Genomic DNA, 26682 nt, shown 5'->3' with positions numbered 1-26682 from the left:
CATGCGCACTTCGCGACTGTGTCCAACGGGTCGCTCGCTGCGCTCGCTCATGACACCTCGCGGCAGGCGCGGTAGAAGTCGCGCCAGTCGGAACGCTCGCGCACCACCGTCTCGAGGTATTCGCGCCACACCACCCGGTCGGAGACCGGCTCCTGGACCACGGCTCCCACGATCCCGGCCGCCACGTCGGAGGGCCGCAGCACGCCGTCGCCGAAGTGGGCCGCCAGGGCGATGCCGCTGGTGAGCACCGAGATGGCCTCGGCCGTGGACAGGGTGCCGCTGGGCGACTTGACCTTGGTGCGCCCGTCCTCGGTGACGCCCGTGCGCAGCTCGCGGAACACCGTCACCACCCGCCGGATCTCGGCCAGCCCGGTCGTCGTCTCCGGCAGCTCCAGGGCGCGGCCGAGCTGGGTGACGCGGCGCGCGACGATGTCGACCTCCTCCTCGGCGGTGGCCGGGACCGGCAGCACGACCGTGTTGAACCGGCGGCGCAGGGCGCTGGACAGCTCGTTGACGCCCCGGTCGCGGTCGTTGGCCGTGGCGATCACGTTGAAGCCGCGCTCGGCCTGGACCTCGCGGTTGAGCTCGGGGATCGGCAGCGTCTTCTCCGACAGCACGGTGATCAGGGCGTCCTGCACGTCGGACGGCATGCGGGTGAGCTCCTCGACGCGGGCGACCCGGCCCTCGGCCATCGCGCGCATCACGGGCGACGGGGTCAGCGCCTCGATCGAGGGGCCCTCGGCCAGCAGCCTGGCGTAGTTCCAGCCGTAGCGGATGGCCTCCTCGGCGGTGCCCGCGGTGCCCTGCACGAGCAGCGTGGAGTCGCCGCTGATGGCGGCGGCCAGGTGTTCGGACAGCCAGGTCTTCGCGGTGCCGGGCACGCCGAGCAGCAGCAGCGCGCGGTCGGTGGCCAGCGTGGCGACGGCCACCTCGACGATGCGGCGCGCGCCCACGTATTTGGGGGTGATGCGGTCTCCGTCGCCCAGGATGTACGTGGTCACGGCCCATGGGGAGAGCTTCCAGCCGGGCGGCCTGGGCCGGTCGTCGTCCTTGGCCAGGAAGGCCAGCTCCTCGGCGTACTGGTCTTCCGCGTGCGGACGCAGAACAGTCATGGGTGAAGCTCCTTGTACATGTCGGCACGGAAACGCAGCAGGGCGGCCACCTGCTGGACGGACTCCACGGGCGAGTAGCTCAGCGCCAGCGGGAACAGGGCCGGGTCGATGCGCTCGCCGGCCAGCTTGACCAGCTCGCCGAGGTTCCACGGCTGCGTGGTGGCCACCTTCACGATCTTGCGGAGGACGGCCGTGGCCAGGCCCTCGCGCCAGTGGGACGACACTCCGCCCAACACCATGATCAACTGACTGTCCAGATCATGCTTTTTCACGAAATCGGCGGCAAGTTCCTGCTGCTCGTCGGGCGGCAGGGACTCCAGGAGGTCGGCGATCGGGTCCCAGCCGAACATGGCCCGCGCCCACTCCGGATCCTTCTGCAGCACGGCGGCGCGCACCCAGGCGGCCTTCACCTCGGCGTCCCAGTCGGGGATCTTCATCGTGAGCAGCGCCGCGGGCGGGTGACCCCAGATCGACAGCGGGGCTCGGGCGAGGATCTGCTGCAGCCACCAGGCCCGCTCGCCGATGCCCCTGGGCGGTTTGGGACGGATGCCGTCGCGTTCCATGGCCTTGTCGCAGTCGTGGGGGGCGTCGACGGCGATGACCTTCCGGGAGATGGTCACGCAGGCCCGCGCCCTTCCGGCCATGCGCTGGGACATGCGCGAACCGGACAGGCGGGTGAGGAGGTTGGCGGCGGCCTGACGCACCTCCCGGCGGCGGTCGTCGAGCGCGCTCTCCAGGAACGGCTCGTCCTCCATGCTCAGCCCGTCGGCCAGCACCTCCACGAACTCGGCCCGGTCGTCGGGCGTCTCGCGCTCCCACGTGCTCTCCAGCAGCCGCCTGGCCTGCTCGGGATCGGCCGTCCTGAGCGTGCGCAGGTGCGCCCGCCGATCCGCGGCGCCGCCCAGCTCCCACGTCTCCCCGGTCGGCTCCTCGAGGAGGTAGTCCCAGGCGGGATTGAGCCCGGCCAGCCACCGGCCCCGCTGCCCGGCCAGGACCCCCAGGTGCACCCGGATCGAGCGATCCCGCCGTCCTTTCTCCAGGAGCTCGGGCAGCACGTACGGCGGCACCCTCCGGCCGGTGGCGGCGGCCGCGGCCAGCCATTCGGGCAGCAGCCGCTCGTGCTCGCCACCCATGATCCGCACCAGCCGCTCCGCCGCCCGCCTCCCCACAGCCACCCGCTCCTCGGCAGGGGCAGCCTGGGTTTCGGGGGACGCTGCGGAAGACCCGTCCCTCTGCCCGACCGCCTGCTCCCGCTGCTCGGCTCTGCTGGGCACCTGTTCCCGCTGCTCAGCCGCGCCGGCCGTCTGCTCCCGTTGCTCGGCCGCGCTGGTCTTGCGGCCAGCCCTTCGCCGCGCCACTTCCACAGCGGCGGCATCGAGCAGATCGCCCTGGTACGGCCTGCGATCGGTCCCCACGAGCGCCGTCGAGGCCAGCTCCTCCCAGCCGGTCACAGGATCACCGCCGTTCCTTCGTCGTCCCAGGTGGTCAGGGGCCGCAGCCCGCGCGGCGTCCATTCGACGGCCACCGTGACCGGACGCCCTCCGGAGACGGCGATCAGCCGCCACGGGTCGCGGGCCGCGCGATGCAGCGGCAGGCCGCCGATCGAGTCGCGCCCCGGGACCACCCCGGCCAGCACGAGCGGCCACGACTCGGTCCAGGGATCCTCGCCCAGCACCCCGGCCACCTCGTCGAGCGCCTGCTCCGGCGACACCCCGGGCGGCGTCCCCGCGACCGCGCCACCCGCGCCGGAGCCATATCGGGCGCCATCGTCCGCGTGAGAGCCGTACCGTGCCGCGTCGTCCACGCCGGAGCCGTATCGGGCTTCGTCGCCCGCACCGGGGCCGTATCGCATGGTGTCGGTCGCGCCGGGGTCGTGCCGGGTGGCGACCAGCGCGCGCAAGGGGGCGGCGCCCGGGTAGTACGTGAGATCGGCCTCGATCGTCGTCCCCGTGACCAGGGAGGCGTCCAGCGGCTGCCCCTGCGGCGCGAACGAGAGCACCAGAGCCGCCCGCCCGCTGCGCCGCCCCCGCAGCCAGACGCGCCGGGAGGTCAGCCGGTCCTGCTCCTCGTCCCGCCGGCCCAGCACGTCCCACTGATCGCGCACCGCGGCCCCGGCCAGCACCTCCTCCTTGGGGACCGGAAAACCGACCCGGCTCAGCACGGTCTCGGCCAGCGCCCCGGGCAGCTCCGCCCGCCGGCGGTAGGCGACGGCGAGCAGGTGGATCAGCGCGTATTCCTCCAGCAGCCGCCCCGGCCAGTCGTCGTCCGCCCGGACCCGGACCAGCCTGGAGACGACCCCCGCCACGCCGGGCGCCTGGGCGTCGATGAGCCGCTTGGCCAGCCCCTCCCATTCGTGCTCGGCGGCCCCCGCCAGCCCCTGCCGCACCTGGTCGTCGAGCCACCGCTCCAGCTCGCTCAGCCCGGCGGCGACGCGCCCGTGGCGGACGGACTCCGCGCCCGACCGCGACGATCCACCGGACCGCCCGGCGCCGTGCGCCCCACCGCCGTGCGCCCCACCGTCGGGAGCTCCACCGTCGGCCTCCCCCGAGGACACCTCGGCGGCCTTCTTCGCCCGCGCCTCCTCGATCTTGGCCGCTTCCTTGGCGGCGCGCTCGGCCCGCGCCTCCACCCACTCGGTCACCCACTGCGGCGCGCCCTGCTCGACGGGCACCCCGTCGGCCGCCCACATGAGCAGCAGCCCGAGCGCGTGCTTGCACGGGAACTTCCGGCTCGGGCAACTGCACCGGTAGGCGGGCTCGGTCAGATCGACGCAGGCGAGGTAGGGCCTGGCGCCGCTGCCCTCGCACTCGCCGTACACGACCGTGCCCGTCGTGCCGCACGCCGACCATTTCCCGGGCGCCGCGACCTTCTGCGCGGCCGACCGCGACGCCGCGTCCGGGGCCAGGGCGAGCACCTGATCACGGCTCCACCGTTCGATCACCTGCCGCAGACTAGCCACCTCCACCGACATTTCGCGCCCCGTCCGCGAGATGCCCATCGACCGGGAATGAACCACCCATCTTGTCCCGATTTATCGGCATAAACTCTCCTAGGTGGAGCTGCGAACCTACCCCGACGGCCCGTCCATCCAGGTGCCCGACGAGGCGGCGGCCCTGGCCAGCCCGCTCGACGGGCAACTCGTCCTGGACGGGAACCTCTTCCTGCGCAGGGACGTGACGGGCGCCCCCGTGGCGTTCGTCGAGCGCCCGCCTGTCGCCGCGGCCCTCGACCTGCTCCCCCACCCCGAAGGCGGCTGGTTCCGGGAGACGTGGAGATCGTCCGTGACCTTCCACCCGGACGGCTACCCCGGGCCACGGGCCAGCGCCACGGGCATCTACTTCCTGCTGCAGCCGGGCGAGGAGTCGGTGCCGCACGTGGTCAGGTCGGACGAGGTCTGGCTGTGGCACCGCGGCGGCCCGCTGAGCCTGACGATCGGCGACTCCGTGGTCACGCTGGGGGCCGACGTGGAGAAGGGTCAGGTGCCCCAGGCGATCGTGCCCGGCGGCGTGTGGCAGTCGGCCCGCCCGGCCTCCGACGAGGCGGTACTGGTGAGCTGCGTCGTGTCCCCCGGCTTCGATTTCGCCGACTTCACGGCCTAGCCGCGTTTTCGCACGTCACTGCGGCCGATCGAAGATCTAGAGCGCTGCCCCCTGATTTGCGCCATGGGGTAGGCCCTTCTTTCGAAACTTCATACGGTAGAGAGTCCAGTGCCAGATACTGATCCGCGTGGCTGTGACGCTGCGGATCAACAGCAAGATCGCCTTTCAGTGCGCGTTCCATGTGGCGTGGCGCCCCAAGTACCGACGCCGCGTACTGGACGGCCGGGTCGAGGAGCGGTTCAAGCAGCTATTCGTGAGGTGATCGAGGAGAAGGGGGCATGGCTGGTGGAATTCGACGTCGTGCCCGACCATGTTCACCTGCTGGTCGAGGTAGACCCATGCTGACCGGCCGCAAATACCTCCTGGACCTGACCCCCGAGCAAGCCGCCTTCGCCGAGCGGATCAGCGGGGCCTGCCGGGCGGTGTGGAACACCGCCTTGGAGCAGCGTCGTACCTACCGGCGGCGGGAGGCGTTCATCGGCTACCACGAGCAGGCCCGCCAGCTTGTGGAGGCCAAGCGCGAGCCGGAGCTGGAATGGTTGGCCGAGGTTCCTGGCCACTGCCTGCAACAGACGCTCATCGACCTGGATGCCGCATGTACTCGGCATGGGACTTGGAGGGTGCACTGGAAGTCCAAAACGCGTACCCGCCCGTCGTTCCGGTTCCCTGAGGGCGGAAAGATCACGGTGGAGCGGCTCAACCGGCGCTGGGCACGTGTCAAGCTGCCCAAGCTGGGCTGGGTTCGCTTGCGGTGGACCCGGCCGCTGGGCGGGGCGGTCAAGAACGCTACCGTGCTGTGTGAGGGCCAGCGGTGGTTCGTCAGCTTCCTGGTCGACGACGGTATCCAAACTCCCGTCCGGCACGCCATACCCGAGACCGCCATCGGGGTGGACCGCGGCGTAGCGAAGATCGTGACCACCAGCCAGGGGCGGTTTCATCACAAGGTGTTCGCGACTGGCCGCGAGATAGAGCACGCCGCCAAGCTGCAGCGGGACTGGGCCCGCACCCGCAAGGGGTCCAATCGCCGCCGTCGCGCCGCGCGCCGGGTGGAGGCGTTCGCCGCGAAGATCCGCAGGCGGAGGGCAGACTTCGCCACCAAGACCGCCCATATGCTGACCCTCGACCACGACCTGATCGTGTTCGAGGCGCTCAAGACCAAGAACATGACCGCGACAGTTGCGCCTAAGCCGGACCCGGAACGGCCGGGGGCGTTCCTGCCCAACAAGGCCGCTGCCAAGTCCGGACTGAACCGGGCCATCTTGGATAAGGGGTGGCATCGGATCGAACTAGCCGTCCGGTCCAAGGCCCGGTACACGGGCACCTCTGTGATTACTGTAAACCCGGTGAACACGTCCATCACGTGCCATGAGTGCAAGCATGTGGAAGCGAAGTCCCGCAAGAGCCAAGCGGTCTTCGTCTGCGCCTCGTGCGGGCACCGTGACCATGCGGACGTGAACGCCGCCAAGAACATACTCACCGCTGGGAGGGCGGAGCTCGCGCAGGCCAGACCGGCAGCGCGGGTTGGGGCGCGCAAACCACGCAGCCGCGTGGGCCGGAAGGCGAACCGTCAAGCAACAGCAGTGCAGGACTTCGCTACGGCAAGTCCCGGACTGGCTGGAATCTCCCGGCATAAGCCGTGGGGAGCGCTTCAACAAGGAGAGACGCATGGTCCACAAAGCCGTCATCCCCGTGGCCGGCCTCGGCTCGCGGCTGCTGCCGCTGACCAGGGCGCTGCCCAAGGAGATGCTGCCGATCGGCGACAAGCCCGTCATCGAGCACACCATCCGGGAGCTCGTGGACTCCGGCATCGACGAGATCACCATCGTCACCTCGTCCCGCAAGGACCTCATCCAGCGGCACTTCGCCCCCGACGCCGACCTCGAGCTCCAGCTCCGCGCCGCGGGCAAGGACGATCTGGCCGACGCGGTGGCGGAGCTGTCGTCGCTGGCCCACATCACGTACCTGTACCAGAACGGCCCCTACGGCAACGGCACGCCCGTGCTCAACGCCGCCCGCGTCATCGGCGACGAGCCGTTCATGGTGCTGTGGGCCGACGACGTGTTCGTGGCCGAGGTGCCCAGGGCCAAGCAGCTCAAGGCCGCGTACGACGCCACCCACGCCCCCGTGCTGGCCCTGATGCCGATGGCCGTCGAGGACGCCTCGCGGTACGGCGTGCCGATCGTCAAGGAGGACCTCGGCGGCGGCCGCCTGCTCATCTCCGGGCTGGTGGAGAAGCCGTCCCCCGAGCAGGCCCCCTCCCGGTACGCCGCCATCGGCGGATATGTCGTCACCCCGGGCGTCATCGAGGAGCTCCACGAGCAGACGCGCAGGTGGCAGGAGAACCCGCAGGGCGAGATCTACCTCACCGACGCCCTGCACCGGCACGCCGCGGACCACCCGGTGTACGGGCAGGTGATCGACGGCACCTGGTGGGACACGGGCTCGCCGCTCAACTACCTCAAGGCCCAGTTCGCCGCCGCGCTCGCGCACCCGAGGTTCGGACCGGAGCTGCGCAAACTCGCCCAGGAGAGCGGCTGACCTCTTGGGTTCTTTCCAGGTTGGGTTTTTTCCGGCGAGATGATTGTCTGACCGAAGGAACTACGAGGAGGACACCGGTGAGCCGTCAGATCGTTTCCATCGTGGGTGGCAAGGAGACGGGAAGCGCCACCACGTACCCGTCGACCAACCCGGCGCGCCCTGGCGAGGTCGTGGCCCACGTCGGGCTGGCCGACGCCGGCACGTTCGCGGCCGCCTGCCGCACCGCCAAGGAGGCCCAGCGCGAGTGGGCCAAGGTGCCGGCGCCGGTGCGCGGCCGGGTGATCGCCTCCATCGGCCGGCTGGTCGAGGCCAACGCCGAGCGGCTGGCCCACCTGGTGACGGAGGAGATCGGCAAGCCGTACGCCGAGGCCCTCGGCGAGGTGCGGGAGATCGTCGACACGTGCGACTTCTTCCTGGGCGAGGGCCGCAGGCTGTACGGGCAGACGGTCCCGTCGGAGATGCCGGCCAAGAACCTGTTCACGTTCCGCAACCCGATCGGCGTGGCGGCGGTCGTCACCGCGGGCAACTTCCCGGTCGCCGTCCCCTCGTGGTACCTGGTCCCGGCGCTGCTCTGCGGCAACGCCGTCGTCTGGAAGCCCGCCGAGTACGCCGCCGCCTCCGCGCACGCCATGTACCAGCTCTTCGTGGCCGCCGGGCTGCCCGACGGCGTGCTGAACATCGTGTTCGCCGACGGCGGCGCGACGTACGAGGGCCTGGAGCAGGCGCTCAGCGAGGGGAGCGTGCAGAAGGTCGGGTTCACCGGCTCCAGCGAGGTGGGCCGGAAGATCGGCGAGCTGACCGGGCGGCACCTGCAGTCGGCCTGCCTGGAGCTGGGCGGCAAGAACCCGATGGTGATCATGCCGGACGCCGACCTCGACCTGGCCGTGGAGGGCGCGCTGTTCTCCGGTTTCGGTACGGCCGGTCAGCGCTGCACCAGCCTGGGCACGGTGATCGTGCACGAGAGCGTGCACGACGAGTTCGTGGAGCGGTTCGCGCGGGCCGTGGGCGAGGCCAGGATCGGCGATCCCGAGGAGGACGTGCTGGCGGGCCCGCTGCTCGACCAGAAGTTCGCAGATAGGTACGAGGAGTACCTGACCTGGATCCAACCCCACCACCAGGTCGTGTCCGGAAATATCGGGAAAATTACGGGGGACAACCCGCGCCGTGACTTCGACGGCGGTAGGGGCCTCTACTATCACCCGGTGGTCGTCGACGGCGTCCGGCCCACCGACCGCCTGTTCCTGGAGGAGACGTTCGGCCCGATCGTCGGCGTGACCACCTTCAGCACCCTCGACGAGGCCATCGAGCTGGCCAACCTGCCCGGCTACGGCCTGTCGAGCTCCATCTACACCACCGACCCGCAGCACGCCTTCCGCTTCCGCGAGGGCATCTCGGCGGGCATGGTCAGCGTCAACAACTCGACCTCGGGCGCCGAGGCCCACCTCCCGTTCGGCGGCAACGGCAAGTCCGGCAACGGCAGCCGCCAGTCCGGCATGTGGGTGCTCGACCAGTTCACCCGCTGGCAGGCGATGAACTGGGACCATTCGGGCCGCCTGCAGAAGGCCCAGATGGACGTCGCCGAGATCGAGCCCGACCTGGCCTTCCGCCTGCCGTGATCAAACGCGAGAACGGGCCCCTCGGAGACGAGGGGCCCGTTCTTCGTCGCTTGCGGGCGGGTCAGACCTGGCCGGCCTTCGCCAGGGCCGAGCAGCAGGTGTTCACCAGCAGGCGGGTGACCACGTACGGGTCGACGTTGGCGTTCGGGCGACGGTCCTCGATGTAGCCCTTCTTCTCCACCTCGACCTGCCACGGGATGCGCACGGACGCGCCGCGGTTGGACACGCCGTAGCTGTACTTGTTCCACGGGGCGGTCTCGTGGGCGCCGGTCAGGCGGCTCTCGACGCCCGCGCCGTACTGCGTGATGTGCTCCATCGGCTTGTCGCCCTCACCGAGCGCCTCGCAGGCGGTGATGATGGCGTCGTAGCCCTCGCGCATGGCCTTGGTCGAGAAGTTGGTGTGCGCGCCGGCGCCGTTCCAGTCGCCGCGGGCGGGCTTGGCGTCGAGGGTGGCCTCGACGCCGAACTCCTCGGCGGTCCGGTAGAGCAGCCAGCGGGCCACCCACAGGTGGTCGGCGACCTCGAGCGGGCCCGCCGGGCCCACCTGGAACTCCCACTGGCCGGGCATGACCTCGGCGTTGATGCCGGAGATCGCCAGACCGGCGGCGAGGCAGCGGTCGAGGTGGAGCTCGACGATCTCGCGGCCGAAGATGGCGTCGGCGCCGACACCGCAGTAGTACGGGCCCTGCGGGGCGGGGAAGCCGCCCTCGGGGAAGCCCAGCGGGCGGCTGCCCTTGAAGAAGGTGTACTCCTGCTCGATGCCGAACCAGGACTCCTGAGCGGCGTACTTCTCGGCGATCGGACGGAGCACGGCGCGGGTGTTGCTGACGTGCGCGTCGCCGTTGATCTCCTCGACCTCGGAGAGGACCAGGACGTTGTCACCGCCGCGAATCGGGTCGGGGCAGACGAACACCGGGCGGAGCACGCGGTCCGACGAGTGGCCCTCGGCCTGGTTGGTGCTGGAGCCGTCGAAGCCCCAGACCGGCGGCTCGGCCCCGTCGGCGAGGATCCTCGTCTTCGAGCGCAGCAGAGCCGTGGGCTCGGTGCCGTCGATCCAGATGTACTCAGCCTTGTAGCTCACGGCGGTCCTTTTCTTCACGGTGTTCACAGCCACGCCGAGTCTTACGGACGGCCGTTTCCCGTTTTTTGCCCGAATGTGAACGCCGTGTTAATCAGGCAACCCAAAGGTAAAAGATGGCGTGGCGCCGAGGGCGCCACGCCATGCGGTCAGAGACGTCGTGTCAGGTACGGCCCTCCGTCCCGTTCCCGTCGTAGCCGAGCAGCCGCATCGCCGTGTCGGGATCCATCGCCGCCGCCAGGAGCTGTGCGCGGGCGTGGGCCTGGTCGCGTTCGCGTTCGGCCTTGGCCTGCGCGGCGCGTACCCCCTTGATCGCGACGAGCGCGAGCCCGGCGCCCACGATCACCGCGACCACCACGACGAACAGCAGGAGCAGCAACCCCGGCGAGGCCACGGTCGAGGTGGCCGCGTTCGTGCCGACGCCCGCCACCGCGCCTGTCACCGCGAGCGCCGCGATGATGGACAGCGCCACGAGCCCGAGCAGGCTGGCGACGACCAGCCAGACCCGGCCAGCGCGCCGCGGCGCCGGAGGCGGGACCGCGGCGGCGGTCGGTGTCCCCACCACGACGGGCACGGGCGTGGGAGGCGGCGAGGCCGCCGCCCACGGCACGAACTCGGGGCGCTCGGCCGCCTCTCCGTTCACCTCGTGCGTGATGAGGGGCGGAGCCTGGATCACCGAGGACTGCGCCGCCGGGGACGCCGGCTGGACGGCCGGCACGCCGGGACCGCCGTAGGCGACCGGCTGCAGCTCGACCGGCTCCTCCACGGGCCCGGGAAGGTCCCGCTCGATGTGGCTGTGCTCCTTGTGGGCCCTGGCCGCGTCGCGGTGGTAGTCCTCCAGCTCCTGGCAGAGCTCGTCGGAGGCGTAGATCGTGCCGTCGATGAGCGGCCCGGGCTCCCGGCGGATGATGGCCACCACGTCGTCGCCGTTGAGCGTCTTGTGCGTCTCCAGCGCGTGCGCCACGCAGAGGACCTCCCTGCGGTGCTCCTGCAGCAGCTCCTCGGTCTTCTCCAGCATCCGCACCAGGTTGAACTCGATCCGCTCCCCCAGCACGTCGGGGGTCAGGTCGGGCTGGTTCCTGGCGGGCTCCCTCTCGGTGATGCCGATCGTGCCGCCGGCACCCGGACGGGCCTTGCGCATGGCCTTGCCGCCCATGATCTCCAGCTCCTGGAGGGCCGGCAGCGAGGTGACGCCGGAGCCCATCCCCCAGTACGACTCCATCATGGCGGTCAGGTACGTGGCCGAGTACAGGTCGCCGGAGACCCCGGAGGAGTTGTCCTCCCCGAAGAACATCCGCTCGCCGGCCAGCGAGGCCAGGGAGACCATGATGTCGGCCTCGTGCTCGGACTTCCACCGGGTGAACTGGTCCTCGGGCTTGATCGAGGCGACCATGCCCAGGTAGTCGGCGCCCTTCTCGATGGTGGCGATGTCGATCTCGAGGTGGAAGCGGGTCACGTACGCCACGACGGCGTGGCAGGCCTCGTGCACGGCCACGGCGTGCCGCTCGCGCTCGATGTACTCGACGTCCTCGGGCGGGCCGAGCTGCTTGAGCCGCTTGGCCCGCAGCACGTCCGACCAGGTGATGACCTCGCGGCTGTCCCTGATGGCGGTGATCAGCGACTCGTTGACCAGGTCCTTGATCGTGGCGCCGGTGGCGTACGGGGTGATCGTGGCCAGCTTGTCGATCTGCTCGGGGGTGAGCTCGTGCCACACCTTGTCGAAATAGCCCTGGTACGTGCGGACCCGCCCGGCCTTGGACGGGTAGCCGACCTTGTAGATGCGGTCGATGCGGCCCGGCCGCAGCAGCGCCTCGTCGAGCGCGTCGGGCCGGTTCGTGGCCATCATGACGAGGATGCGGTACTTGGGCGGCGGCTTGGGCCGCATGCCGAGCAGCCGGCGGACGAGCCGGTTGAAGAACCCGCGCGGCTTCTTGAGCCCGGACAGCTCGGTGAGCAGCGCCTGCAGCGTGCCCGGGTCGCCCGAACCGTTCATGCCGCCGCCCATGAAGAAGCGGTTGCGCCGCCCCGGCTCGTCGGGCGACTCGCGCCCGGCCCGGAAGGCCAGCACCTGGCGGGTCTCCTCGGACAGGTAGTTGAGCCCGTGGCAGCCGTTGACGCCGGACAGGCCGGAGAAGCCGCCCTGCCCGGGCGGGCCCTGCTGGGCGAGGCGGCCGCGCTTGCCGAGCGAGTCGGCCTCGTCGAAGAAGACGATCACGCCGCCGTACCGGAGCGCCAGCTTGCGCAGCTTCCTGAACAGCCCCTTGACCTTGAGGATGCCGACGCCCATGAACATGTTCGTGAACGCGCCCGGATCCACGAACACGTACGGCTTGCCGGTCTCACCCGCGACGGCCTCGGCCATGAGGGTCTTGCCGGTGCCCGGCGGCCCCCACAGCAGCAGGCCGCTGGGGACGTACCCGCCGCGCCGCTCGATCTCGTCGGGGCGCTCGAGGAAGACGATGTTCTCCCGGACGCGCTCGACCACGTGGTCCTGCCCCCACACGTCGTGGAAGCGGGTCTTGATGTCGTCGGGGAAGTACGTCTCCACGCCGCCCCGGGACAGGAACCAGAACAGGCCCACGAACTGGATGATGACCACGAAGAACAGGAAGACGATCTGGATCAGGAACGGCATCGCGTTCCAGAGCAGCGCCGGCGCCTGCATCACCGCCACGAACGGGCTGACGTCCAGCACCGCCCCCAGCACCAGGGCCGTCAGCACCACGAAGAAGGTGACCTTGAGCGCCCGCGAGAGCCGGTACCTCGTCCAGTCGTCGAACCGCCGGTGCGTCCAGCGCTCGAACCCGCCGAACACCCGGTGGCTCCAGAAGCGGTGGTAGGCCGACCAGTGCTCGCTGACCAGGAAGTGGAGTTGCCGCACGACCTCCACGCCGAGCAGCCAGAAGATCCATGGGTATTCGTACGCGATCTTCTGGGCCGCCTCGGGGAACGCGACGACGCCCTGCCAGTCGGCCATCACCTTCCACGTGAGGATGAGGAAGGCCACCACCAGGGCGATGAGGAATTTGCTCCGGTCCCAGAACTGCATCTTCTTTCTGGTCACGGATTCGGGGTCGGAGGGCCCGCTGCCGGGGGCACGCAGCCCTTCATGGTGATTGGTCGTGGTCAATGGTGCTCCCTCATCCAGGCAGCCGGAGCAGCTTGAACGTACTCTCGATCTTGTCGAACTCGGCGGCGCGCTTCCGGAAACAGACGGATTGGCAGCCGATGAGCATGACGGAGACCGTGGCGCCCTTCTCGTCGAGGATGGCGGTCTGGTCGAACGTCTGGACGTCCTCGCCGATCTGGTATTCGAAGCGGACCCGGACTCCCCTCGCGCCGTTGTCCATCGTCATGACCTCGTCGTTGAGGAGCGCGAAGTTCTTGAACATCGACGGCTGGCCTGTCGCCATGGCCTGCTGCGCGTAGAGCTCGCGCATCTGCGAGGTCACCGGCAGCACGAAGTCGCGCAGCCGGTTCAGTGAGATGGCGTCCCGCTGCTCCTCCGTGAGCTGGTGCACGGTGGCGTAGACGAAGGGCTCCGTCGAGCCCAGCAGGTGGTTGACGGACGGCTCCGCGGACTGGTCGAAGGCGGTGGACCACACCCGCTGGGCCCGGAGGAGGGCCGCCACCGAGTTCGGCTGGTCTCCGGACAGGTACAGCTCAATGGGGTCGGCGTTGAGCTGCGTGAACGAGGACGGCACCTTGAAGTAGGTCGTGCCCGCCGAGTCGCGTACGTAATGGAATTCGGGCTGTCCGGCGCACGCGGACAGCATCAGGATCGCGACTGTGACCGCGATCAAACCCCGTGCCTTTTTCACCAGGGCTTACCTCCGCTTTACGGACCAACGGAGTTGTTGTGCCCGCTTTCCGACACAATGAGCGCGAAGCGGAGGGAAAAATCTTGACCAAATCTTGGCCGTGCCTTGGCTTTACTTGTTACAGATCAATTAAGGCATTGTGCACGGTCCGTAGCGCTCCGTGGCGGGTCACCCGTGGGGCGGTTCAGGTGGCTACAACGTTCATGCAACCCCCATTGGTTCATCTGGGGAAGTAGCGAAAGATATGAGGATCCCTTCCGACCGCCCCGGGAGCGCACAATGTCAGAACCCGCAATGGAGACCGTCGACTCCTTCGGCATGACGGCGGAACGACAGTTCGCCGAGGTCTGGTCGAGGACGGTCCTGTCGGTGCGGGAGCGGCGCCTGCTCCTTCTCGGGCTGCTCGTCGGCCAGGGGCTCCACGAGCAGACGGACGTCCAGCTCGACACCGCGCTGCGCTCGTGCGAGCTCACCGAGACCGAGTTGCGCGAGGTGGTCGTCTTCCTCACCCTCTACGCGGGCTGGACCCGGGGCAGCAAGCTGAACGACCAGGTCGAGGGGCTGATCGAGCGGGTCAGGCAGGCTCGATCCGGTAGATCGGACCACGCAGGCTGAGCGCGTACAGCTCGCCGTCGTGCCCCTCGCCGAACGACGAGAGCTGCTCGACCTTCCCGACCTCGGCCCCATCGGTCGGCCCATCGGCCGGTGCGGCCTTGATCCATCCGGCGCAGAAGTCTCCGTACAGGAACCGGCCCCGGAGCCAGGGGATCTTCTCGCCGCGGTAGACGTATCCGGCGATGACGGAGCAGTTTCCACCCTCGCCCAGGGGATACGTGATCACCGGGTCGACCATGTCGCGACCCTTCGCGCCCCGGAAGCGGCTCTTGCCCTCGCGGGTGTTCCAGCCGTAGTTCTCGCCGCCCCGCGACCCGGCCGGCTGGTGGTCGACCTCCTCCCAGGCGTTCTGCCCGACGTCGCCGATCCACAGGCCTCCCGTGCCCCGGTCGAAGCCGAACCGCCAGGGATTGCGAAGCCCATAAGCCCATATTTCGGGCTTTGCGCCTTTCTTGTCGGCGAACGGGTTGTCCTCCGGGATCTTGTATGGCCGGCCGCCGCGCGGGTCGATGCGCAGGATCTTGCCGAGCAGGGTCGTCAGGTCCTGGCCGTTGCCCTGGGGGTCGCCGGCGCTGCCGCCGTCGCCGAGCGCGATGTAAAGGTGGCCGTCGGGGCCGAAGGCGAGCTGGCCGCCGTTGTGGTTGGGGTAGGGCTGGTCCTGGGTGAGCACGTCGCGCCTGGCCGTGGCCCTGGAGCCGTCGAAGGCCCATTCGGTGACGTGGGTGTCGCCCCGCGCGTCGGTCCAGTCGAGGTAGACCCAGCGGCCGGAGGGGTGGAACGCGACGCCGAGCAGGCCCTGCTCGTTGCCGCCGCTCACCTCGCGGGACAGGTCGATCACGACGTCTCCGTCGGAGGTGCGCAGCCTGCCGGTCTGCTCGGCGACGTAGAGACGGTCGTCGCCCTTGCGCACGGCGAACGCCACCGGCTGCTCCAGCTTGGCGATCTGCTTGAAGCGTAACTCTCCGTGCTCCAGGGGCTCCGTAACGGTGGGCTCCGGCGTCGGGGCGGCGCTCTCCACGGGGTCGAGCGGGGCCGGCGCGGGCTCCTGCGCGCACGCGGTGAGGGTCACGAGGACGAGGGCCGTCGAGGCCGCCACGAGTCGCACGAGGCCCATCCTCGCACGGCATTAGGGTTCAGGTATGCCTACCGCATTGATCACCGGCGCGACCTCCGGTCTCGGCGCCGCCTTCGCCCGGCGCCTGGCCGCCGACGGCTTCTCGCTCGTCCTGGTGTCCCGCGACGAGCGACGGCTCTCCGAGAGCGCCGACCAGCTCAAGCTCAGGTACGGCGTCGGCGTCGAGGTGCTGTCCGCCGACCTCGCCACCGAGGAAGGGCTGGCCAGGGTGGAGTCCCGGGTCGCCGGCGGCGTCGACCTGCTGGTCAACAACGCCGGGTTCGGCCACCCGGGCCGGTTCCTGGAGGTGCCGGTCGAGGACGAGGTGCGCATGCTCAAGGTGCACTGCGAGGCCGTGCTGAGGCTGACGCTGGCCGCGCTGCCCGGCATGCGGGAGCGCGACCGGGGCGCGATCGTCAACGTGGCCTCGGTGGCGGCGTTCTTCCCGCGGGGCACGTACAGCGCGTCCAAGGCGTGGGTGGTGAACTTCAGCGAGTCCGCCGCGAGCGACGTGCGCAACCCGCGCATCAAGATCATGGCGCTCTGCCCCGGTTTCGTGCGGACCGAGTTCCACCAGCGGGCCTCGATGGACACCTCGGGGATCCCCGGGTTCCTGTGGCTGAAGGCCGACGACGTGGTGCGGGAGACCATGCGCGACCTGGCGCTGGGCAAGCGGGTGAGCGTGCCGGACCTGCGTTACAAGGCCATCGTCGCGATCGGCAGACTCGTGCCGCGCGGCCTGCAGGCCCGCGTCTCGTCGAGCATCGGCCGCTGACCCTGTACCGGATCCAATGGAACGGGCCCCCGCCGCGGGAGGGGGTCGCGGTGGGGGCCCGAGCGGTCGTGAGCGAGGCTCACGGCCGGGAATGCAGGAGTCGGCTAGCGGTTGGCCTCGTGGCCGATCGACAGGCCGCTCTCGGGGTCGAAGAAGTGCAGGTTGTGCGTGTCGAGGACCAGGTCGATGTTCTGGCCGGGACGGGCGTGGCTGCGGGCGTTGACGCGGGCGGTCCACAGGGACTTGTCGCCCGACAGCGGCAGCGCGGCCTCTTCGTCGTCACCCGCGTCGGCGGCGGCGACGGTGTCCTTGTGCTCGACCGGCGGGGCGTCGATCAGGAACAGCACGTTGATCTCGGAGCCCAGCTCCTCGGTGACCTCCGCCTTGACCGGCAGCGTGGCCCAGCCGTTGGCGTGGTTGCCGGCCGAGGCCGCGTCCTCGAAGTCGGAGGGGCGGATGCCGAGGATGATCTTCTTGCCGACGTACTGGTCGAGGCCCGGCTTGTCGGTGAAGGTCGAGTCGGGGATCGGCAGCTTGATGCCGGCGAAGGAGACGGCGGCGTCGCCGCCGTCGCGGACGAGCTCGGCGGTGGCGAAGTTCATCGAGGGCGAGCCCATGAAGCCGGCGACGAACAGGTTGACCGGCTTGTCGAACAGGTTCTGCGGGGTGTCGACCTGCTGGAGCAGGCCGTCGCGCAGGACGCAGACGCGGTCGCCGAGGGTCATGGCCTCGACCTGGTCGTGGGTGACGTACACGGTGGTGACGCCGAGGCGCTCGTGCATCTGGTTGAGCGAGGCGCGCATGGAGACGCGGAGCTTGGCGTCCAGGTTGGACAGCGGCTCGTCCATGAGGAAGGCCTGCGGCTCACGCACGATGGCGCGGCCCATGGCGACACGCTGGCGCTGACCACCGGAGAGGGCGGCCGGCTTGCGCTTGAGGTACGTCTCGAGGCCGAGCATCTTGGCGGCCTCGTTGACCCGCTTCTGGATCTCCGCCTTGGGCATCTTGCGGAGCTTGAGGCCGAAGGCGAGGTTCTCCTCGACCGTCATGTGGGGGTAGAGCGCGTAGTTCTGGAAGACCATCGCGATGTCGCGGTCCTTGGGCGGGAGGTGGTTGACCACCTTCTCGCCGATGGCGATCTCGCCGCCGCTGATGTCCTCGAGGCCCGCGATCATCCGGAGTGCGGTCGACTTACCGCAACCGGATGGGCCCACGAGCACCATGAACTCGCCGTCCTTGATCTCAAGGTTGAGCCCGTTCACGGCCTTCACGCCACCGGCGTAGACCTTGTCGACGTTCGTCAGAACGATGGATGCCATGACATTCCTTCGCGCTCCAGGGCGGTGGCCCGGACGTTGTTACCGTGACCCACTCACGTGGATACGTTTTCAAGCATCTCACCCGAAACGGACATCGGTGTCAAGGGTTACCGCGTGACCAGCCCTTGTGGGAACGCGTGTCTTCCCGTTTTCCGGAAACCATGATGGAATCGTTTCCATGGAGAAGCGGGCGACGATCAAGGATGTGGCCGAGGCGGCCGGTGTGGGCGTCGCTACCGTGTCCAGAGTACTGTCGGGCGGCTCGGCCAGTGCGGCGACCAGGGAGCGCGTCCTGGCCGTCGCCGCCCAGCTCGACTACCGCCCGAGCGCCCTGGGCCGCAACCTGCGCCAACGCCGCACGGGCGGCATCGGCCTGCTCGTCCCCGACCTGACCGACACCTTCTACGGCCAGCTTTCCGAGGGCGTGCTCGCCTGCGCCCGCTCGGCCGGCGAGCCCGTCGTGATCGGCTCCACGGGCGGCGACCCCGAGCAGGAGGCCGACCTGGTCGGCATGCTCCTGGAGCAGAGCGTGGACCGCCTGATCGCCGTTCCGTCGGGCGACGCGGACACCTGGTCCCCGGCGCTCCGCGCGGGCATGACGGTGGTCTTCGCCGACCGCCTCCCGCTCCAGTCGTCCCCGGAGGACGTGCGGGCGGCGGCCGTGGCCGACCTCATGGCCCTGGACGGCCTCTCCGCCGCCGCACCGGCCCGCCCGCTGGACATCCCCGCAGTGGTGGCCGACGACCGGGCCGGCATCCGCACGGCCGTGCGCTACCTGCGCGGCCTGGGCCACAAGCGCATCGCCTTCCTCGGCGGCCCCGGCCAGGAGAGCCGGGTGAACGCTTTCAGGGAGGCCGTGGGGGCGCCGGTGGACGAGGAACTCGTCGTGTTCGGCACCGGCAGCCGCGACTCCGCCTACGCCGCCGCCTCGGGCCTCTTCCAGAGCCGCCCCGACCTGTCGGCCGTGGTCGCCGGGGGCAACGTGCTGGGTGAGGCGGCGGTGCTCGCGGCCAGGGAGCTGGACCTGCGGGTGCCCAGGGACGTGTCGCTGGTGATGTACGACGACGTGCCCTGGGCCGAGCTGTGCTCCCCGCCCCTGACGGTGATCGCCCAGCCGGGCCGCGACATGGGCTACCGGGCGGCGGAGCTGGTGCTCCGGGCGGGCGGCAGGAAGCCGCGCAGCGTGGTCCTGCCGACGGAGCTCATCATCCGGGGCAGCTGCGGCCCCCACCGCTAGCGGGCTCCACCTCCCGTGTAGCGGCGGGGCAGGATCATGATCGGGTTGTCGTCGAGGATCACGTCCGGCGGGCCGAACCGCGCCGCGACCTCCCTGATCTCCGGCTCGTCCAGCATCAGCAGGCGGCCGTTCTCGATGAAGAGCTCCCCGTCCACCAGCACGGTGGGCCGGTCGACCTGGCAGTCGCAGTGCGCGAAACCCGGGCCCGTCGTGACCGGCTCCCCGTCGGTCAGTCCGTCGATGCCGCAGTAGAAGGCCCCGGCGTGCTTCTCCCGCTCGAACTGGTTCCCCCCGGCCACCCGCACCTTCGGGTTGAGCCCGATCAGGCCGTGGCGCATGTAGAAGCCACCGGGCGCGTAACGCCGCAGCTGCTCGGCCGCGACCCCGCCCTCGATCTTGCGTACGAGGTTGCCCTCCAGGGTGATGCGCAGGGGCTCCTCCGGCACGCCGGTGACCGTGCTGTCCTCGATCATGAGGACGCCCTCGGTGTCCGCCGGCCAGAAGTTGGCGCCCCCGTACGGGAAGGGCCGCCAGTCCCCGGGCCGCATCGCGCCGGGGTCCGGGTCGAACGCCAGCCCGGAGAACGTCACGTCCGTCCCCCGCGCGGACGTCACCCGGATCGAGCGGGCGCCCGACATCTGCCCCAGCGTCCGGCGCAGCAGCGCGTAGAAGACCTCGGCGGGCAGCCGCCCGCCGGTGAGCAACGCCCCCGCGGTGGCCGTCATGTGCAGGGACAGGAAGCGGGAGGAGCGTGACTTGATCTGGTCGAAGAAGAGCGGCGCCGTGTGCACCTCGCCCCACCAGGTGCCGCTGATCACCAGGTCGGCCTCGCGGAAGGCGGCCGTCTCGATGTGCAGCGACGCTTCCCTGTCCCACCCGCCGGGGCTGAACGGCGGCACGGACAGGATGCGCACATCGGCGTCCCGGTAGGCCGCGGCCGCCGCGATGGCCTGGACGACGACCGGGTCGACGGTGTGCTCCATGAGCAGCAGCACGCGCTCGCCCGGCTGGAGCCCGGTGTAGTCCAGCAGGTTCCGGACGCCGGGCATCAGCTCCACGATCGAGTACGGTCCCACGGCCGGCTCGGTGGCATAGCTGAAGGGCGAGCCGGCGTACGGATTGATCGTCATCGCGTGCTCCCTGCGGGACGTCAGGCCAACGCCTGGACCCTACCCGTCACGGAGCGGAATCACACGATTACGGAACCCAGCGGCGGAATCCTCCCTCGGAGTTGATCACCTGCCCGGTGATCCAGGCGGCCTCGTCCGAGGCGAGCCAGCGCACCACCCGGGCCACCTCCTCCGGCCGCCCCCAGCGCCCGGCCGGGAGCGAGCGGCCGACGTGCCGGGCGAGCTCGGGGCCGGCCCAGCCCGTGTCGACCGGCCCCGGATTGACGGTGTTGACGGTGATGCCCCGGTCGGCGAGCGCGTCGGCCAGGCTGGCCGTCATCTGGTGGATCGCGCCCTTGCTGATCGCGTACGGCAGCTCGTCCGGCATCGGCGCCAGATGCTGGCCCGAGGTGAACATGATCACCCTGCCGCCGGACCGCCGGTCGTCGTGCTGGGCCGCGAACGCCTGCGTCAGCAGCGCGCTGGCCCGGGCGTTCACCGCCCACGACAGGTCCAGCTCGGCGGCCGTCAGCTCCGCCAGCGACTGCCGGTTGCTGCGGGCGTGGTTGGCCACGAGCACGTCCACGTGCCCGAACCTGCCGACCGCCTGCTCCATCACCCACGCCGGCGCCGCCGGGTCCGCGAAATCGGCCTCCACGTGGTGCAGCCGGTCGCCGACGCCGCCCAGCGACTCCAGCACGCCGTCCATGCCCGCGGGATCGCTGCCCCACGGCTGCTCGGCGTCGTGCGGGGTCCACGACTGCACCAGCACCTTCGCGCCCGTCGCCAGCAGCTCGCGCGCGATGGCGTAGCCGATCCCGATCCGCCTGCTCACGCCGGTCACCACGGCGACCCTCGTCTCGGACGTCATCCGATCATCCTCGCCGACCGCTCGCGAGGCGTCGAAGGATTTTCCGCTCAGAGGAGCTTCTCGATGGCGGACGTGACCGCGGGGTCGTCCGGGGTGGTGCGGGGGCGGAAGCGGGCCACGACGGCGCCCTCCCGGTCCACCAGGAACTTCTCGAAGTTCCACTGCACGTCGCCCGCCTCGCCCTGCTCGTCGGCGGTGCGCGTCAGCTCCTCGTAGAGCGGGTGCCGGTCGGGGCCGTTGACGTCGGCCTTCTCCAGGAGCGGGAAGTCCACGCCGTACGTCGCCGAGCAGAACGCCTGGATCTCCTCGGCCGTGCCCGGCTCCTGGCCGGCGAACTGGTTGCAGGGCATGCCGACCACCGTGAAGCCGCGCGGGCCGTACTGCTCCTGAAGCTTGACCAGGGCGCCGTACTGCGGGGTGAGGCCGCATCGCGAGGCCACGTTGACGACGAGGACGGCCTTGCCGGCCGCCAGCTCTCCGAAGGTGGTGGGGGCGTCGTCGAGGGTGTGGAGCTGGATGTCAGTGAGGCTCATGAACCGCACCCTACGCCTCCGGAACGTGATTCGGTCTCGCGCCCTCCCCCGTCGCGGGGCTGCTAAGCTCGCGGCGGCGCGAGAGGCGCATGATCGCTCCGGAGCGAAGGAGGTTGATGAATATGGCTGCCGGCAGTCGTCATCAGCGTGCCCTTCTCCGGCCCGCGCGAGCCTAGAGCGCGGTCCGGTCGTATCAACGACCTGGAGTCACAAGTGTCTTCTTTCTTCTCGGTGGCCGGCACCGACCTGACCACCGACCGCCTCGTCCTGCGTTCCTGGACCTCCGGGGAAGCCGACGCCGTCCTGCACGGCACCCGGTCCGCGCACTGGGCCGACGACTTCCCCGCCGAGGGTGACCACGTCATCGCCGGCCTGTTCGCCGAGCACCCCGCGTGGCTGGACGAGTACGGCCACCGCCAGATCATCGAGCGCGACGGCGGTCTCGTGGTCGGCTCCATCGGCCTGTTCTGGCCGCCCGCCGACGGCACCCTGGAGATCGGGTACGGCATCGTGGCCTCCCGCCGGGGCCGCGGCTACGCTCCCGAGGCGGCGCGCGCGCTGACGGAGTTCGCCCTCACGGCGCCGGGCGTGCACACGGTGTGCGCCGGCGTCGAACTGTCGAACCCGGCCTCGATCAGGGTCCTGGAGAAGGCGGGCTTCCAGCGGTCGCACACGGACGCCGAGGCGAACACGGCCCGGTACGTGACCACGTCACCGGCCCAGCGGTAACGACCCGACGGGGATCGGCGGCACCCCACCGCCGATCCCCCGTCGTGGGAGGCCGTGCTTACCCGCGGCTCCCGCCCGGTCAAACCCCATAGTTGGTCGCGGTTTGCGGCAAGGCCCGTTCAGCCGGACGGCGGGGCGGGCAAGGCCGGGCCTGCGAGAGGGACTTTTATCCGCAACGCTCGCGCAAACACCTCTCCACCGCGTGTCGAGATGGACGACCCGCGGTGACCGAACGTAATAGGAATCGTGCTAGAGGACACGTCGCGGCGCCTTTCGGGCCGCCCAGCGGGATCGGGCGGTGCCAGATTCCCGGAGGGCCGCGCGGACCCTCCGCGTCCGAGCCACGGACGCGGATCGGCAGGGGCGCCCGATGCAAGTGCGCCTGTCCGCACGCGACCCGACAGCAAGGATCGATTTGGACAGCAAACGCGCGCTCATCAGCGTCACCGCGCTCACCGCGTTCACCGCGATCGGGGCACCCGCGGCCTGGGCCGACCGCCCGCCCGTGGTGCGGATCGGGACCTGGACGACGAAGGCGCAGCCCAAGGTGGCGGTGGCGACGCCCAACAAGAACAAGAGGATCGCACTGGGCCAGGTGGTCCAGCGGTCGTGGAACCTGCAGGAGTTCCGCTGCCTGGACAGTCTCTGGACCAGGGAGAGCAACTGGAACCATCACGCACTCAACCGCTCGTCCGGCGCGTACGGCATCCCGCAGGCACTGCCCGCGGGCAAGATGCGCGGTGCCGGCCGCGACTGGAAGTCCAACCCGGAGACGCAGATCCGGTGGGGACTGTCCTACATCAAGGGGAGGTACGGCAGGCCGTGCGGCGCCTGGGGACATTGGAGATCGCACAACTGGTACTAGCCGACGGCGGGAGAGGGCACCCGGGGCTCACCGGGTGCCCTCCCTGCGCGCCACGTGCACCTCGATCGCCTGGATGAGCAGCTCCAGCCCGAACTCGAACTCCGCCTCGTGATCGCACTGATCCAGCAGCGGCGCCAGTGAGTGGACCTCGGGGAACAGCGCGGGATCGACGCCCTCGGCCTTGACGAGCCGGCTGTGGACGGGCGCGAACGTGGGCGTCACCCCCACCTCCCGCAGCAGCGAGCCCACGATGTACGCGATGAACATCCGCAGCATCCTGACCGCGTCCGCCCCGTCGAACCCGGCGCCGCGCAGCGTGGCCAGCGCCCGCTCGACCGGCAGCAGCCCGGCCGTGGAGTGGAGCTGGCGGCTGACGACCACCATGGTCGAGCGCGGGTGGTCGTGGGCGATCTGGCGGAACGCCCGAGCCTGCATGCGCACCCGCTCGGTCCAGTGCGCGCCGGGGTCATCGGTGAACTCGATCTCGCTCAGCACCGCCTCGGCCACCCCGTTGAGCAGGGCGTCCTTGTTGGGCACGTGGTTGTAGAGGGACATCACACCGACGCCGAGCTCGGCCGCGATGCGCCGCATGGAGACCGCGTCGGCGCCCTCGCGCTCGATGAGGTCGATGGCCGTGGCGACGATGCGGCCTCGCGAGAGGGGCTCCGTAGGCATACCTCATTCTATTGACGTACGTACGGTGTACGTGGAACTCTCGGAAGGCGGACGTACGTACGGTGTACGTAACCCCCTTGGGAGGTTCCATGTCGACCCACGACCTCTACACCATCCCCGCCGAGCTCTCCACGTGGAACGTCGAGATGGCCGGGGCGAGCCGATTCACCTGGGAGTACGACGACGGCCGGGATCGCATGCTGGCCCTGTACCAGAAGGGCAAGGACAAGCAGTGGGACTCGACCAAGCGCATCGACTGGGACCTCGAGGTCGATCCGTACGACGTCCTGGGCGTCCCCGACCAGACCATCGCGATCCACGGCACCCCGCTCTGGGAGCGGATGAGCGAGCAGACCCGTAACGAGGTGCGGCGGCACGGCGCGGCGTGGCAGTTCTCCCAGTTCCTGCACGGCGAGCAGGGCGCGATGATCTGCTCGGCCAAGATCGTGGAGTCGGTCCCCGACCTCGACTCGAAGTTCTACGCCGCCACCCAGACGATGGACGAGGCGCGCCACGCCGAGACCTACGCGCGCTTCCTCCAGGAGAAGGTGGGCCTGGCGTACCCGATCAACGAGCACCTCAAGGCCCTGCTCGACAGCACGCTGAGCGACTCCCGCTGGGACATGCCCTACCTCGGCATGCAGGTGCTCATCGAGGGATTGGCGCTGGCGGCGTTCGGGGTGATGCGCGACATCACGACCAAGCCGCTGCCCAGGCAGATCCTCGCGTACGTGATGCAGGACGAGGCCAGGCACGTGGCCTTCGGCCGGATGGCGCTGCGCGACCACTACCGGAACCTGTCGGAGAGCGAGCTGCGCGAGCGCGAGGACTTCGTCATCGAGGGCTGCTACCTCATGCGCGACCGGCTGCGCGGACGGGAGACCTGGGAGAACCTGGGCCTGTCGAAGGCCGAGGTCGACGAGGCCATGGAGGCCACCGACCACTCCGAATACCTGCGGCTGTTCAGGTCGCTGCTGTTCAGCCGGATCGTTCCGTGCGTCAAGGACATCGGGCTGTGGAGCCCGCGGCTGCGGCAGGCGTACGCGGAGATGGGCGTGCTGGAGATGGCGGGCCAGTCCCTGGACGCCCTGATGCGCCAGGACGAGGACATCGCCGACAGGCTCGACGCGGAGCGGTTCACCCAGGAGGAGGCCGAGCGGCACGCCGAGGTGGCCGAGACCGTCGAGCTCGGCAAGTCCTAGAGTCGCGTCGCGTCGGGGGCGGGCAGGCTCTGCGGCAGGCGCAGGATCATCCGGGCCCCGGGACCGTCCCCGATCTCCAGCGTCCCGCCGTGGGCCTTGGCGATGTCGCGGGCGATCGGCAGCCCCAGCCCGGTGCCCCCGGTGTCCCGCGACCGGGTGTGATCGAGGCGGGTGAACCGCTCGAACACCTGGTCCCGCATCTCCGCCGGGATCCCCGGCCCGTCGTCCAGCACCTCCACCACGGCCTGGTCCGCCCACCCCCGCACGGAGATCCACACCCGGGATTCCCCGTAGCGGTCGGCGTTGGACAGCAGGTTCGTCAGCAGCCGGGCGAGCCGGAGCCGGTTGCCGCGGACGAAGAGCCCGGGCTCCACGTCCATGGTCAGCGGCAGCCGGCAGGGGTGTCGCGCGACCTCCTCCTCGACCAGCTTCCCCAGCTCGATCCGCTCCTGCTCGGGCTGCACCCCCGCATCCAGCCGGGCCATCAGGAGCAGGTCGTGGACGATGTCCGACAGCCGCTCGGCGTCCTTGATCGCCGCCCGCCAATCGCCTTCGTGCGGGTCCGCGAGCCCCGCCTCCAGCCGCACCAGGAGCCCGGTGATCGGCGTCCGCAGCTCGTGGGAGGCGTCGGAGACGAAGCGCCGGTGCCGGGCCACGGCGCCCTCCAGCCGCTCCAGGGTCTCGTTGACCGTGGCGGCCAACTCGGCGACCTCGTCCTGCGTGTCGGGCACGTCGACGCGCCGGCTCAGGTCCTGGGCGCTGATGCGGGCCAGCCCGGCCCTGATCCGCTCCACGGGGGCCAGCACCCGGCCGACCCCGTACCAGGCGCCCCATCCCGTCAGCGCCACCAGCACCACCCCGAAGGCGGCCAGAACCAGGGGCAGGAACGGCGAGCCCAGCAGGAACGGCTCACGCAGGGCGGCGAAGGCGACGACGGACCCGTACGCGCTGGCGGGGTTGCTCGTCCCCACGACGACCATGCACCTGCCGGGACACACCCGGGTCTGGATCCGCAGATCGCCTCCCGTGGGCCAGGCCCGGGTGACCGGCGGCTGGCCGGCGAGCCCGGTGCTGGCGGCCAGGACCTGGCCGGAGGCGTTCACGACCTGGAAGAGGTAGACACCCTTCCGCGGCGGGATCGGGCCGTTGAACCGGTGCCCGGTGATGGTCACGGCCAGGTGCCGGCTGGCGTCGTCAGCCTGCCGGACGAGGTCCGCCCGCGCCCGCACGGGGTAGGTCAGCGAGATCGCCAGGATCCCCAGAAGGACGACGGCCCCGAAGACCACCACCGTCACGATGGTCATCCGGGCCCTGATCGAGCGGCCCAACACCATGGTCGTACTCTGTCACGGAGAGTACAAATCCCAGGTAAAACGGCATATTTGCTCAGCCGTGGAAACGGCGATGCAGCTCGTGGACCTCCTCGGCCAGCTCCGGCACCGGACCCTCGACCACCACCCCGGGCGCGACCTCGTTGACCGGGAGCGTGCGTACGGGCGGCTGCGGGACGCCGAGCTCCGACAGCCACGCGGCGAGCTGCTCCGACGAGGCCACGTACACGATGCGGCCCAGCCCGACCCACGCGTGGGCGGCGGCGCACATCGGGCAGTGCTCGCCGGAGGTGTAGACGGTGGCGGCCGCCCGCTCCTCTGGTGTCAGGTGCGCCGCCGACCAGCGGGCCAGCGCGAACTCCGGATGCTGCGTGTTGTCGCCGGAGGCCACCCGGTTGTGGTCCTCCGCCAGCACGGCCCCGTCGCCGGAGACCAGCACCGACCCGAACGGCTCGTCGCCCACCTCCAGCGCCCGCGCGGCCAGCTCGACGCAGCGGCGCAGGTGCGGCATCTCCGATTCAGCGATCATGAGTTCCCCATCCT

General features: G+C 70.3%; 23 protein-coding genes and 2 pseudogenes. 11 read left to right on the top strand and 14 right to left on the bottom strand.

What is annotated here, in order from left to right:
• Nucleotides 1-47 precede the first annotated feature (47 nt).
• From ACIHFD_RS02910 to ACIHFD_RS02900, 3 genes are read right to left on the bottom strand one after another with little or no spacing between them, the layout of a single operon-like run.
• Entirely contained in the window at nucleotides 48-1112 is a 1065-nt protein-coding gene (locus ACIHFD_RS02910; RefSeq protein ID WP_192786357.1) for an AAA family ATPase, read from the bottom strand.
• Nucleotides 1109-2563, bottom strand: a complete 1455-nt coding sequence (locus ACIHFD_RS02905) for a DUF5691 domain-containing protein (protein WP_397365287.1) — start codon at nucleotides 2561-2563, stop codon at nucleotides 1109-1111. Before ACIHFD_RS02905 ends, ACIHFD_RS02910 begins: the two co-directional genes overlap by 4 nt.
• Nucleotides 2560-4053, bottom strand: a complete 1494-nt coding sequence (locus ACIHFD_RS02900) for an SWIM zinc finger family protein (protein ID WP_397365286.1) — start codon at nucleotides 4051-4053, stop codon at nucleotides 2560-2562. Before ACIHFD_RS02900 ends, ACIHFD_RS02905 begins: the two co-directional genes overlap by 4 nt.
• Nucleotides 4054-4165: 112 nt before the next feature.
• Between ACIHFD_RS02900 and ACIHFD_RS02895 the strand changes: the two genes are divergently transcribed.
• The 5 genes and pseudogenes from ACIHFD_RS02895 (at nucleotide 4166) to ACIHFD_RS02875 (ending at nucleotide 8865) form a co-directional block, all read left to right on the top strand.
• Nucleotides 4166-4711 (top strand): cupin domain-containing protein, encoded by a 546-nt coding sequence (locus tag ACIHFD_RS02895; protein ID WP_355194760.1) that lies wholly within the window; start codon nucleotides 4166-4168, stop codon nucleotides 4709-4711.
• Nucleotides 4712-4838: 127 nt separating this feature from the next.
• Nucleotides 4839-5050, top strand: a pseudogene (gene tnpA / locus ACIHFD_RS02890) (IS200/IS605 family transposase); the annotation flags it as partial.
• Nucleotides 4990-6177, top strand: a pseudogene (locus ACIHFD_RS02885) (RNA-guided endonuclease InsQ/TnpB family protein); the annotation flags it as partial. The pseudogenes tnpA and ACIHFD_RS02885, both read left to right, overlap by 61 nt.
• A 199-nt stretch (nucleotides 6178-6376) precedes the next feature.
• A complete protein-coding gene (locus ACIHFD_RS02880; RefSeq protein ID WP_350722412.1) occupies nucleotides 6377-7249 on the top strand; it encodes a UTP--glucose-1-phosphate uridylyltransferase in 873 nt (290 codons plus the stop codon).
• Nucleotides 7250-7326: 77 nt separating this feature from the next.
• The gene (locus ACIHFD_RS02875; protein ID WP_397365471.1) at nucleotides 7327-8865 is read left to right on the top strand and encodes an aldehyde dehydrogenase family protein; all 1539 of its coding nucleotides are present in this window, start codon (nucleotides 7327-7329) and stop codon (nucleotides 8863-8865) included.
• A 61-nt stretch (nucleotides 8866-8926) separates the two neighbouring features.
• Here the strand turns inward: ACIHFD_RS02875 and glnII are convergent, their stop codons facing one another.
• From glnII to ACIHFD_RS02860, 3 genes are all read right to left on the bottom strand, one after another.
• On the bottom strand, nucleotides 8927-9946 hold the full coding sequence (glnII, locus tag ACIHFD_RS02870) for a glutamine synthetase (protein WP_397365285.1): 1020 nt from the start codon (nucleotides 9944-9946) through the stop codon (nucleotides 8927-8929).
• 160 nt (nucleotides 9947-10106) lie between these two features.
• Nucleotides 10107-13073, bottom strand: a complete 2967-nt coding sequence (locus ACIHFD_RS02865; protein WP_397365284.1) for an AAA family ATPase — start codon at nucleotides 13071-13073, stop codon at nucleotides 10107-10109.
• Nucleotides 13074-13083: 10 nt separating this feature from the next.
• Nucleotides 13084-13746 (bottom strand): hypothetical protein, encoded by a 663-nt coding sequence (locus tag ACIHFD_RS02860; RefSeq protein ID WP_397365283.1) that lies wholly within the window; start codon nucleotides 13744-13746, stop codon nucleotides 13084-13086.
• Nucleotides 13747-14043: 297 nt separating this feature from the next.
• Here ACIHFD_RS02860 and ACIHFD_RS02855 point away from each other — a divergent pair, with 297 nt between their 5' ends.
• Complete coding sequence (locus tag ACIHFD_RS02855; protein WP_397365282.1) at nucleotides 14044-14379, top strand: carboxymuconolactone decarboxylase family protein; 336 nt, start codon at nucleotides 14044-14046, stop codon at nucleotides 14377-14379.
• Here the strand turns inward: ACIHFD_RS02855 and ACIHFD_RS02850 are convergent.
• A complete protein-coding gene (locus ACIHFD_RS02850) occupies nucleotides 14339-15493 on the bottom strand; it encodes a PQQ-dependent sugar dehydrogenase (RefSeq protein ID WP_397365281.1) in 1155 nt (384 codons plus the stop codon). The two genes, ACIHFD_RS02855 and ACIHFD_RS02850, sit on opposite strands and share 41 nt — an antisense overlap.
• A gap of 25 nt (nucleotides 15494-15518) precedes the next feature.
• Here ACIHFD_RS02850 and ACIHFD_RS02845 point away from each other — a divergent pair, with 25 nt between their 5' ends.
• On the top strand, nucleotides 15519-16268 hold the full coding sequence (locus tag ACIHFD_RS02845; protein ID WP_350722425.1) for an SDR family oxidoreductase: 750 nt from the start codon (nucleotides 15519-15521) through the stop codon (nucleotides 16266-16268).
• Between the two features lie 104 nt (nucleotides 16269-16372).
• On the opposite strand, the gene ACIHFD_RS02840 is transcribed toward ACIHFD_RS02845, so the two are convergent.
• On the bottom strand, nucleotides 16373-17587 hold the full coding sequence (locus ACIHFD_RS02840; RefSeq protein WP_397365280.1) for an ABC transporter ATP-binding protein: 1215 nt from the start codon (nucleotides 17585-17587) through the stop codon (nucleotides 16373-16375).
• Between the two features lie 178 nt (nucleotides 17588-17765).
• Here ACIHFD_RS02840 and ACIHFD_RS02835 point away from each other — a divergent pair, with 178 nt between their 5' ends.
• Nucleotides 17766-18824 carry a LacI family DNA-binding transcriptional regulator gene (locus tag ACIHFD_RS02835; protein ID WP_397365279.1) on the top strand — a complete coding sequence of 353 codons (1059 nt, stop codon included), beginning with the start codon at nucleotides 17766-17768 and terminating at the stop codon, nucleotides 18822-18824.
• On the opposite strand, the gene ACIHFD_RS02830 is transcribed toward ACIHFD_RS02835, so the two are convergent.
• The 3 genes from ACIHFD_RS02830 to ACIHFD_RS02820 all read right to left on the bottom strand — a co-directional run bounded on the left by ACIHFD_RS02830 (nucleotide 18821) and on the right by ACIHFD_RS02820 (nucleotide 21337).
• Nucleotides 18821-19954, bottom strand: a complete 1134-nt coding sequence (locus ACIHFD_RS02830) for a hypothetical protein (protein ID WP_397365278.1) — start codon at nucleotides 19952-19954, stop codon at nucleotides 18821-18823. The genes ACIHFD_RS02835 and ACIHFD_RS02830 overlap by 4 nt on opposite strands.
• 67 nt (nucleotides 19955-20021) lie before the next feature.
• Complete coding sequence (locus tag ACIHFD_RS02825) at nucleotides 20022-20804, bottom strand: SDR family oxidoreductase (protein WP_397365277.1); 783 nt, start codon at nucleotides 20802-20804, stop codon at nucleotides 20022-20024.
• A gap of 47 nt (nucleotides 20805-20851) precedes the next feature.
• On the bottom strand, nucleotides 20852-21337 hold the full coding sequence (locus ACIHFD_RS02820; RefSeq protein WP_363965584.1) for a glutathione peroxidase: 486 nt from the start codon (nucleotides 21335-21337) through the stop codon (nucleotides 20852-20854).
• A 213-nt stretch (nucleotides 21338-21550) separates the two neighbouring features.
• Here ACIHFD_RS02820 and ACIHFD_RS02815 point away from each other — a divergent pair, with 213 nt between their 5' ends.
• Entirely contained in the window at nucleotides 21551-22066 is a 516-nt protein-coding gene (locus tag ACIHFD_RS02815; protein WP_350722436.1) for a GNAT family N-acetyltransferase, read from the top strand.
• A 415-nt stretch (nucleotides 22067-22481) separates the two neighbouring features.
• Nucleotides 22482-22931 (top strand): lytic transglycosylase domain-containing protein, encoded by a 450-nt coding sequence (locus ACIHFD_RS02810; RefSeq protein WP_364239343.1) that lies wholly within the window; start codon nucleotides 22482-22484, stop codon nucleotides 22929-22931.
• A gap of 27 nt (nucleotides 22932-22958) precedes the next feature.
• On the opposite strand, the gene ACIHFD_RS02805 is transcribed toward ACIHFD_RS02810, so the two are convergent.
• A complete protein-coding gene (locus tag ACIHFD_RS02805) occupies nucleotides 22959-23606 on the bottom strand; it encodes a TetR/AcrR family transcriptional regulator (RefSeq protein ID WP_397365276.1) in 648 nt (215 codons plus the stop codon).
• 89 nt (nucleotides 23607-23695) lie between these two features.
• Between ACIHFD_RS02805 and ACIHFD_RS02800 the strand changes: the two genes are divergently transcribed.
• On the top strand, nucleotides 23696-24808 hold the full coding sequence (locus ACIHFD_RS02800; protein WP_397365275.1) for a ferritin-like domain-containing protein: 1113 nt from the start codon (nucleotides 23696-23698) through the stop codon (nucleotides 24806-24808).
• Here the strand turns inward: ACIHFD_RS02800 and ACIHFD_RS02795 are convergent.
• Together ACIHFD_RS02795 and ACIHFD_RS02790 are read right to left on the bottom strand one after the other, a co-directional pair.
• On the bottom strand, nucleotides 24805-26142 hold the full coding sequence (locus ACIHFD_RS02795; RefSeq protein ID WP_397365274.1) for a sensor histidine kinase: 1338 nt from the start codon (nucleotides 26140-26142) through the stop codon (nucleotides 24805-24807). The genes ACIHFD_RS02800 and ACIHFD_RS02795 overlap by 4 nt on opposite strands.
• A gap of 52 nt (nucleotides 26143-26194) precedes the next feature.
• Complete coding sequence (locus ACIHFD_RS02790; protein WP_397365273.1) at nucleotides 26195-26668, bottom strand: nucleoside deaminase; 474 nt, start codon at nucleotides 26666-26668, stop codon at nucleotides 26195-26197.
• Nucleotides 26669-26682: the final 14 nt, after the last annotated feature.

This window comes from Nonomuraea sp. NPDC051941, assembly GCF_044593615.1.
The sequence above is the reverse complement of the archived record's forward strand: the minus strand, read 5'-3'. Positions and strand labels throughout refer to the sequence as shown.

Coding starts and splice junctions, on each gene's coding strand:
- ACIHFD_RS02830 (WP_397365278.1), bottom strand. CDS start 19,954: ATGACGATCAATCCGTACGCCGGCTCGCCCTTCAGCTATGCCACCGAG.
- ACIHFD_RS02855 (WP_397365282.1), top strand. CDS start 14,044: ATGTCAGAACCCGCAATGGAGACCGTCGACTCCTTCGGCATGACGGCG.
- ACIHFD_RS02805 (WP_397365276.1), bottom strand. CDS start 23,606: ATGCCTACGGAGCCCCTCTCGCGAGGCCGCATCGTCGCCACGGCCATC.
- ACIHFD_RS02880 (WP_350722412.1), top strand. CDS start 6,377: ATGGTCCACAAAGCCGTCATCCCCGTGGCCGGCCTCGGCTCGCGGCTG.
- ACIHFD_RS02800 (WP_397365275.1), top strand. CDS start 23,696: ATGTCGACCCACGACCTCTACACCATCCCCGCCGAGCTCTCCACGTGG.
- ACIHFD_RS02790 (WP_397365273.1), bottom strand. CDS start 26,668: ATGATCGCTGAATCGGAGATGCCGCACCTGCGCCGCTGCGTCGAGCTG.
- ACIHFD_RS02845 (WP_350722425.1), top strand. CDS start 15,519: ATGCCTACCGCATTGATCACCGGCGCGACCTCCGGTCTCGGCGCCGCC.
- ACIHFD_RS02820 (WP_363965584.1), bottom strand. CDS start 21,337: ATGAGCCTCACTGACATCCAGCTCCACACCCTCGACGACGCCCCCACC.
- ACIHFD_RS02910 (WP_192786357.1), bottom strand. CDS start 1,112: ATGACTGTTCTGCGTCCGCACGCGGAAGACCAGTACGCCGAGGAGCTG.
- ACIHFD_RS02840 (WP_397365280.1), bottom strand. CDS start 17,587: ATGGCATCCATCGTTCTGACGAACGTCGACAAGGTCTACGCCGGTGGC.
- ACIHFD_RS02835 (WP_397365279.1), top strand. CDS start 17,766: ATGGAGAAGCGGGCGACGATCAAGGATGTGGCCGAGGCGGCCGGTGTG.
- ACIHFD_RS02795 (WP_397365274.1), bottom strand. CDS start 26,142: ATGGTGTTGGGCCGCTCGATCAGGGCCCGGATGACCATCGTGACGGTG.
- ACIHFD_RS02825 (WP_397365277.1), bottom strand. CDS start 20,804: ATGACGTCCGAGACGAGGGTCGCCGTGGTGACCGGCGTGAGCAGGCGG.
- ACIHFD_RS02850 (WP_397365281.1), bottom strand. CDS start 15,493: ATGGGCCTCGTGCGACTCGTGGCGGCCTCGACGGCCCTCGTCCTCGTG.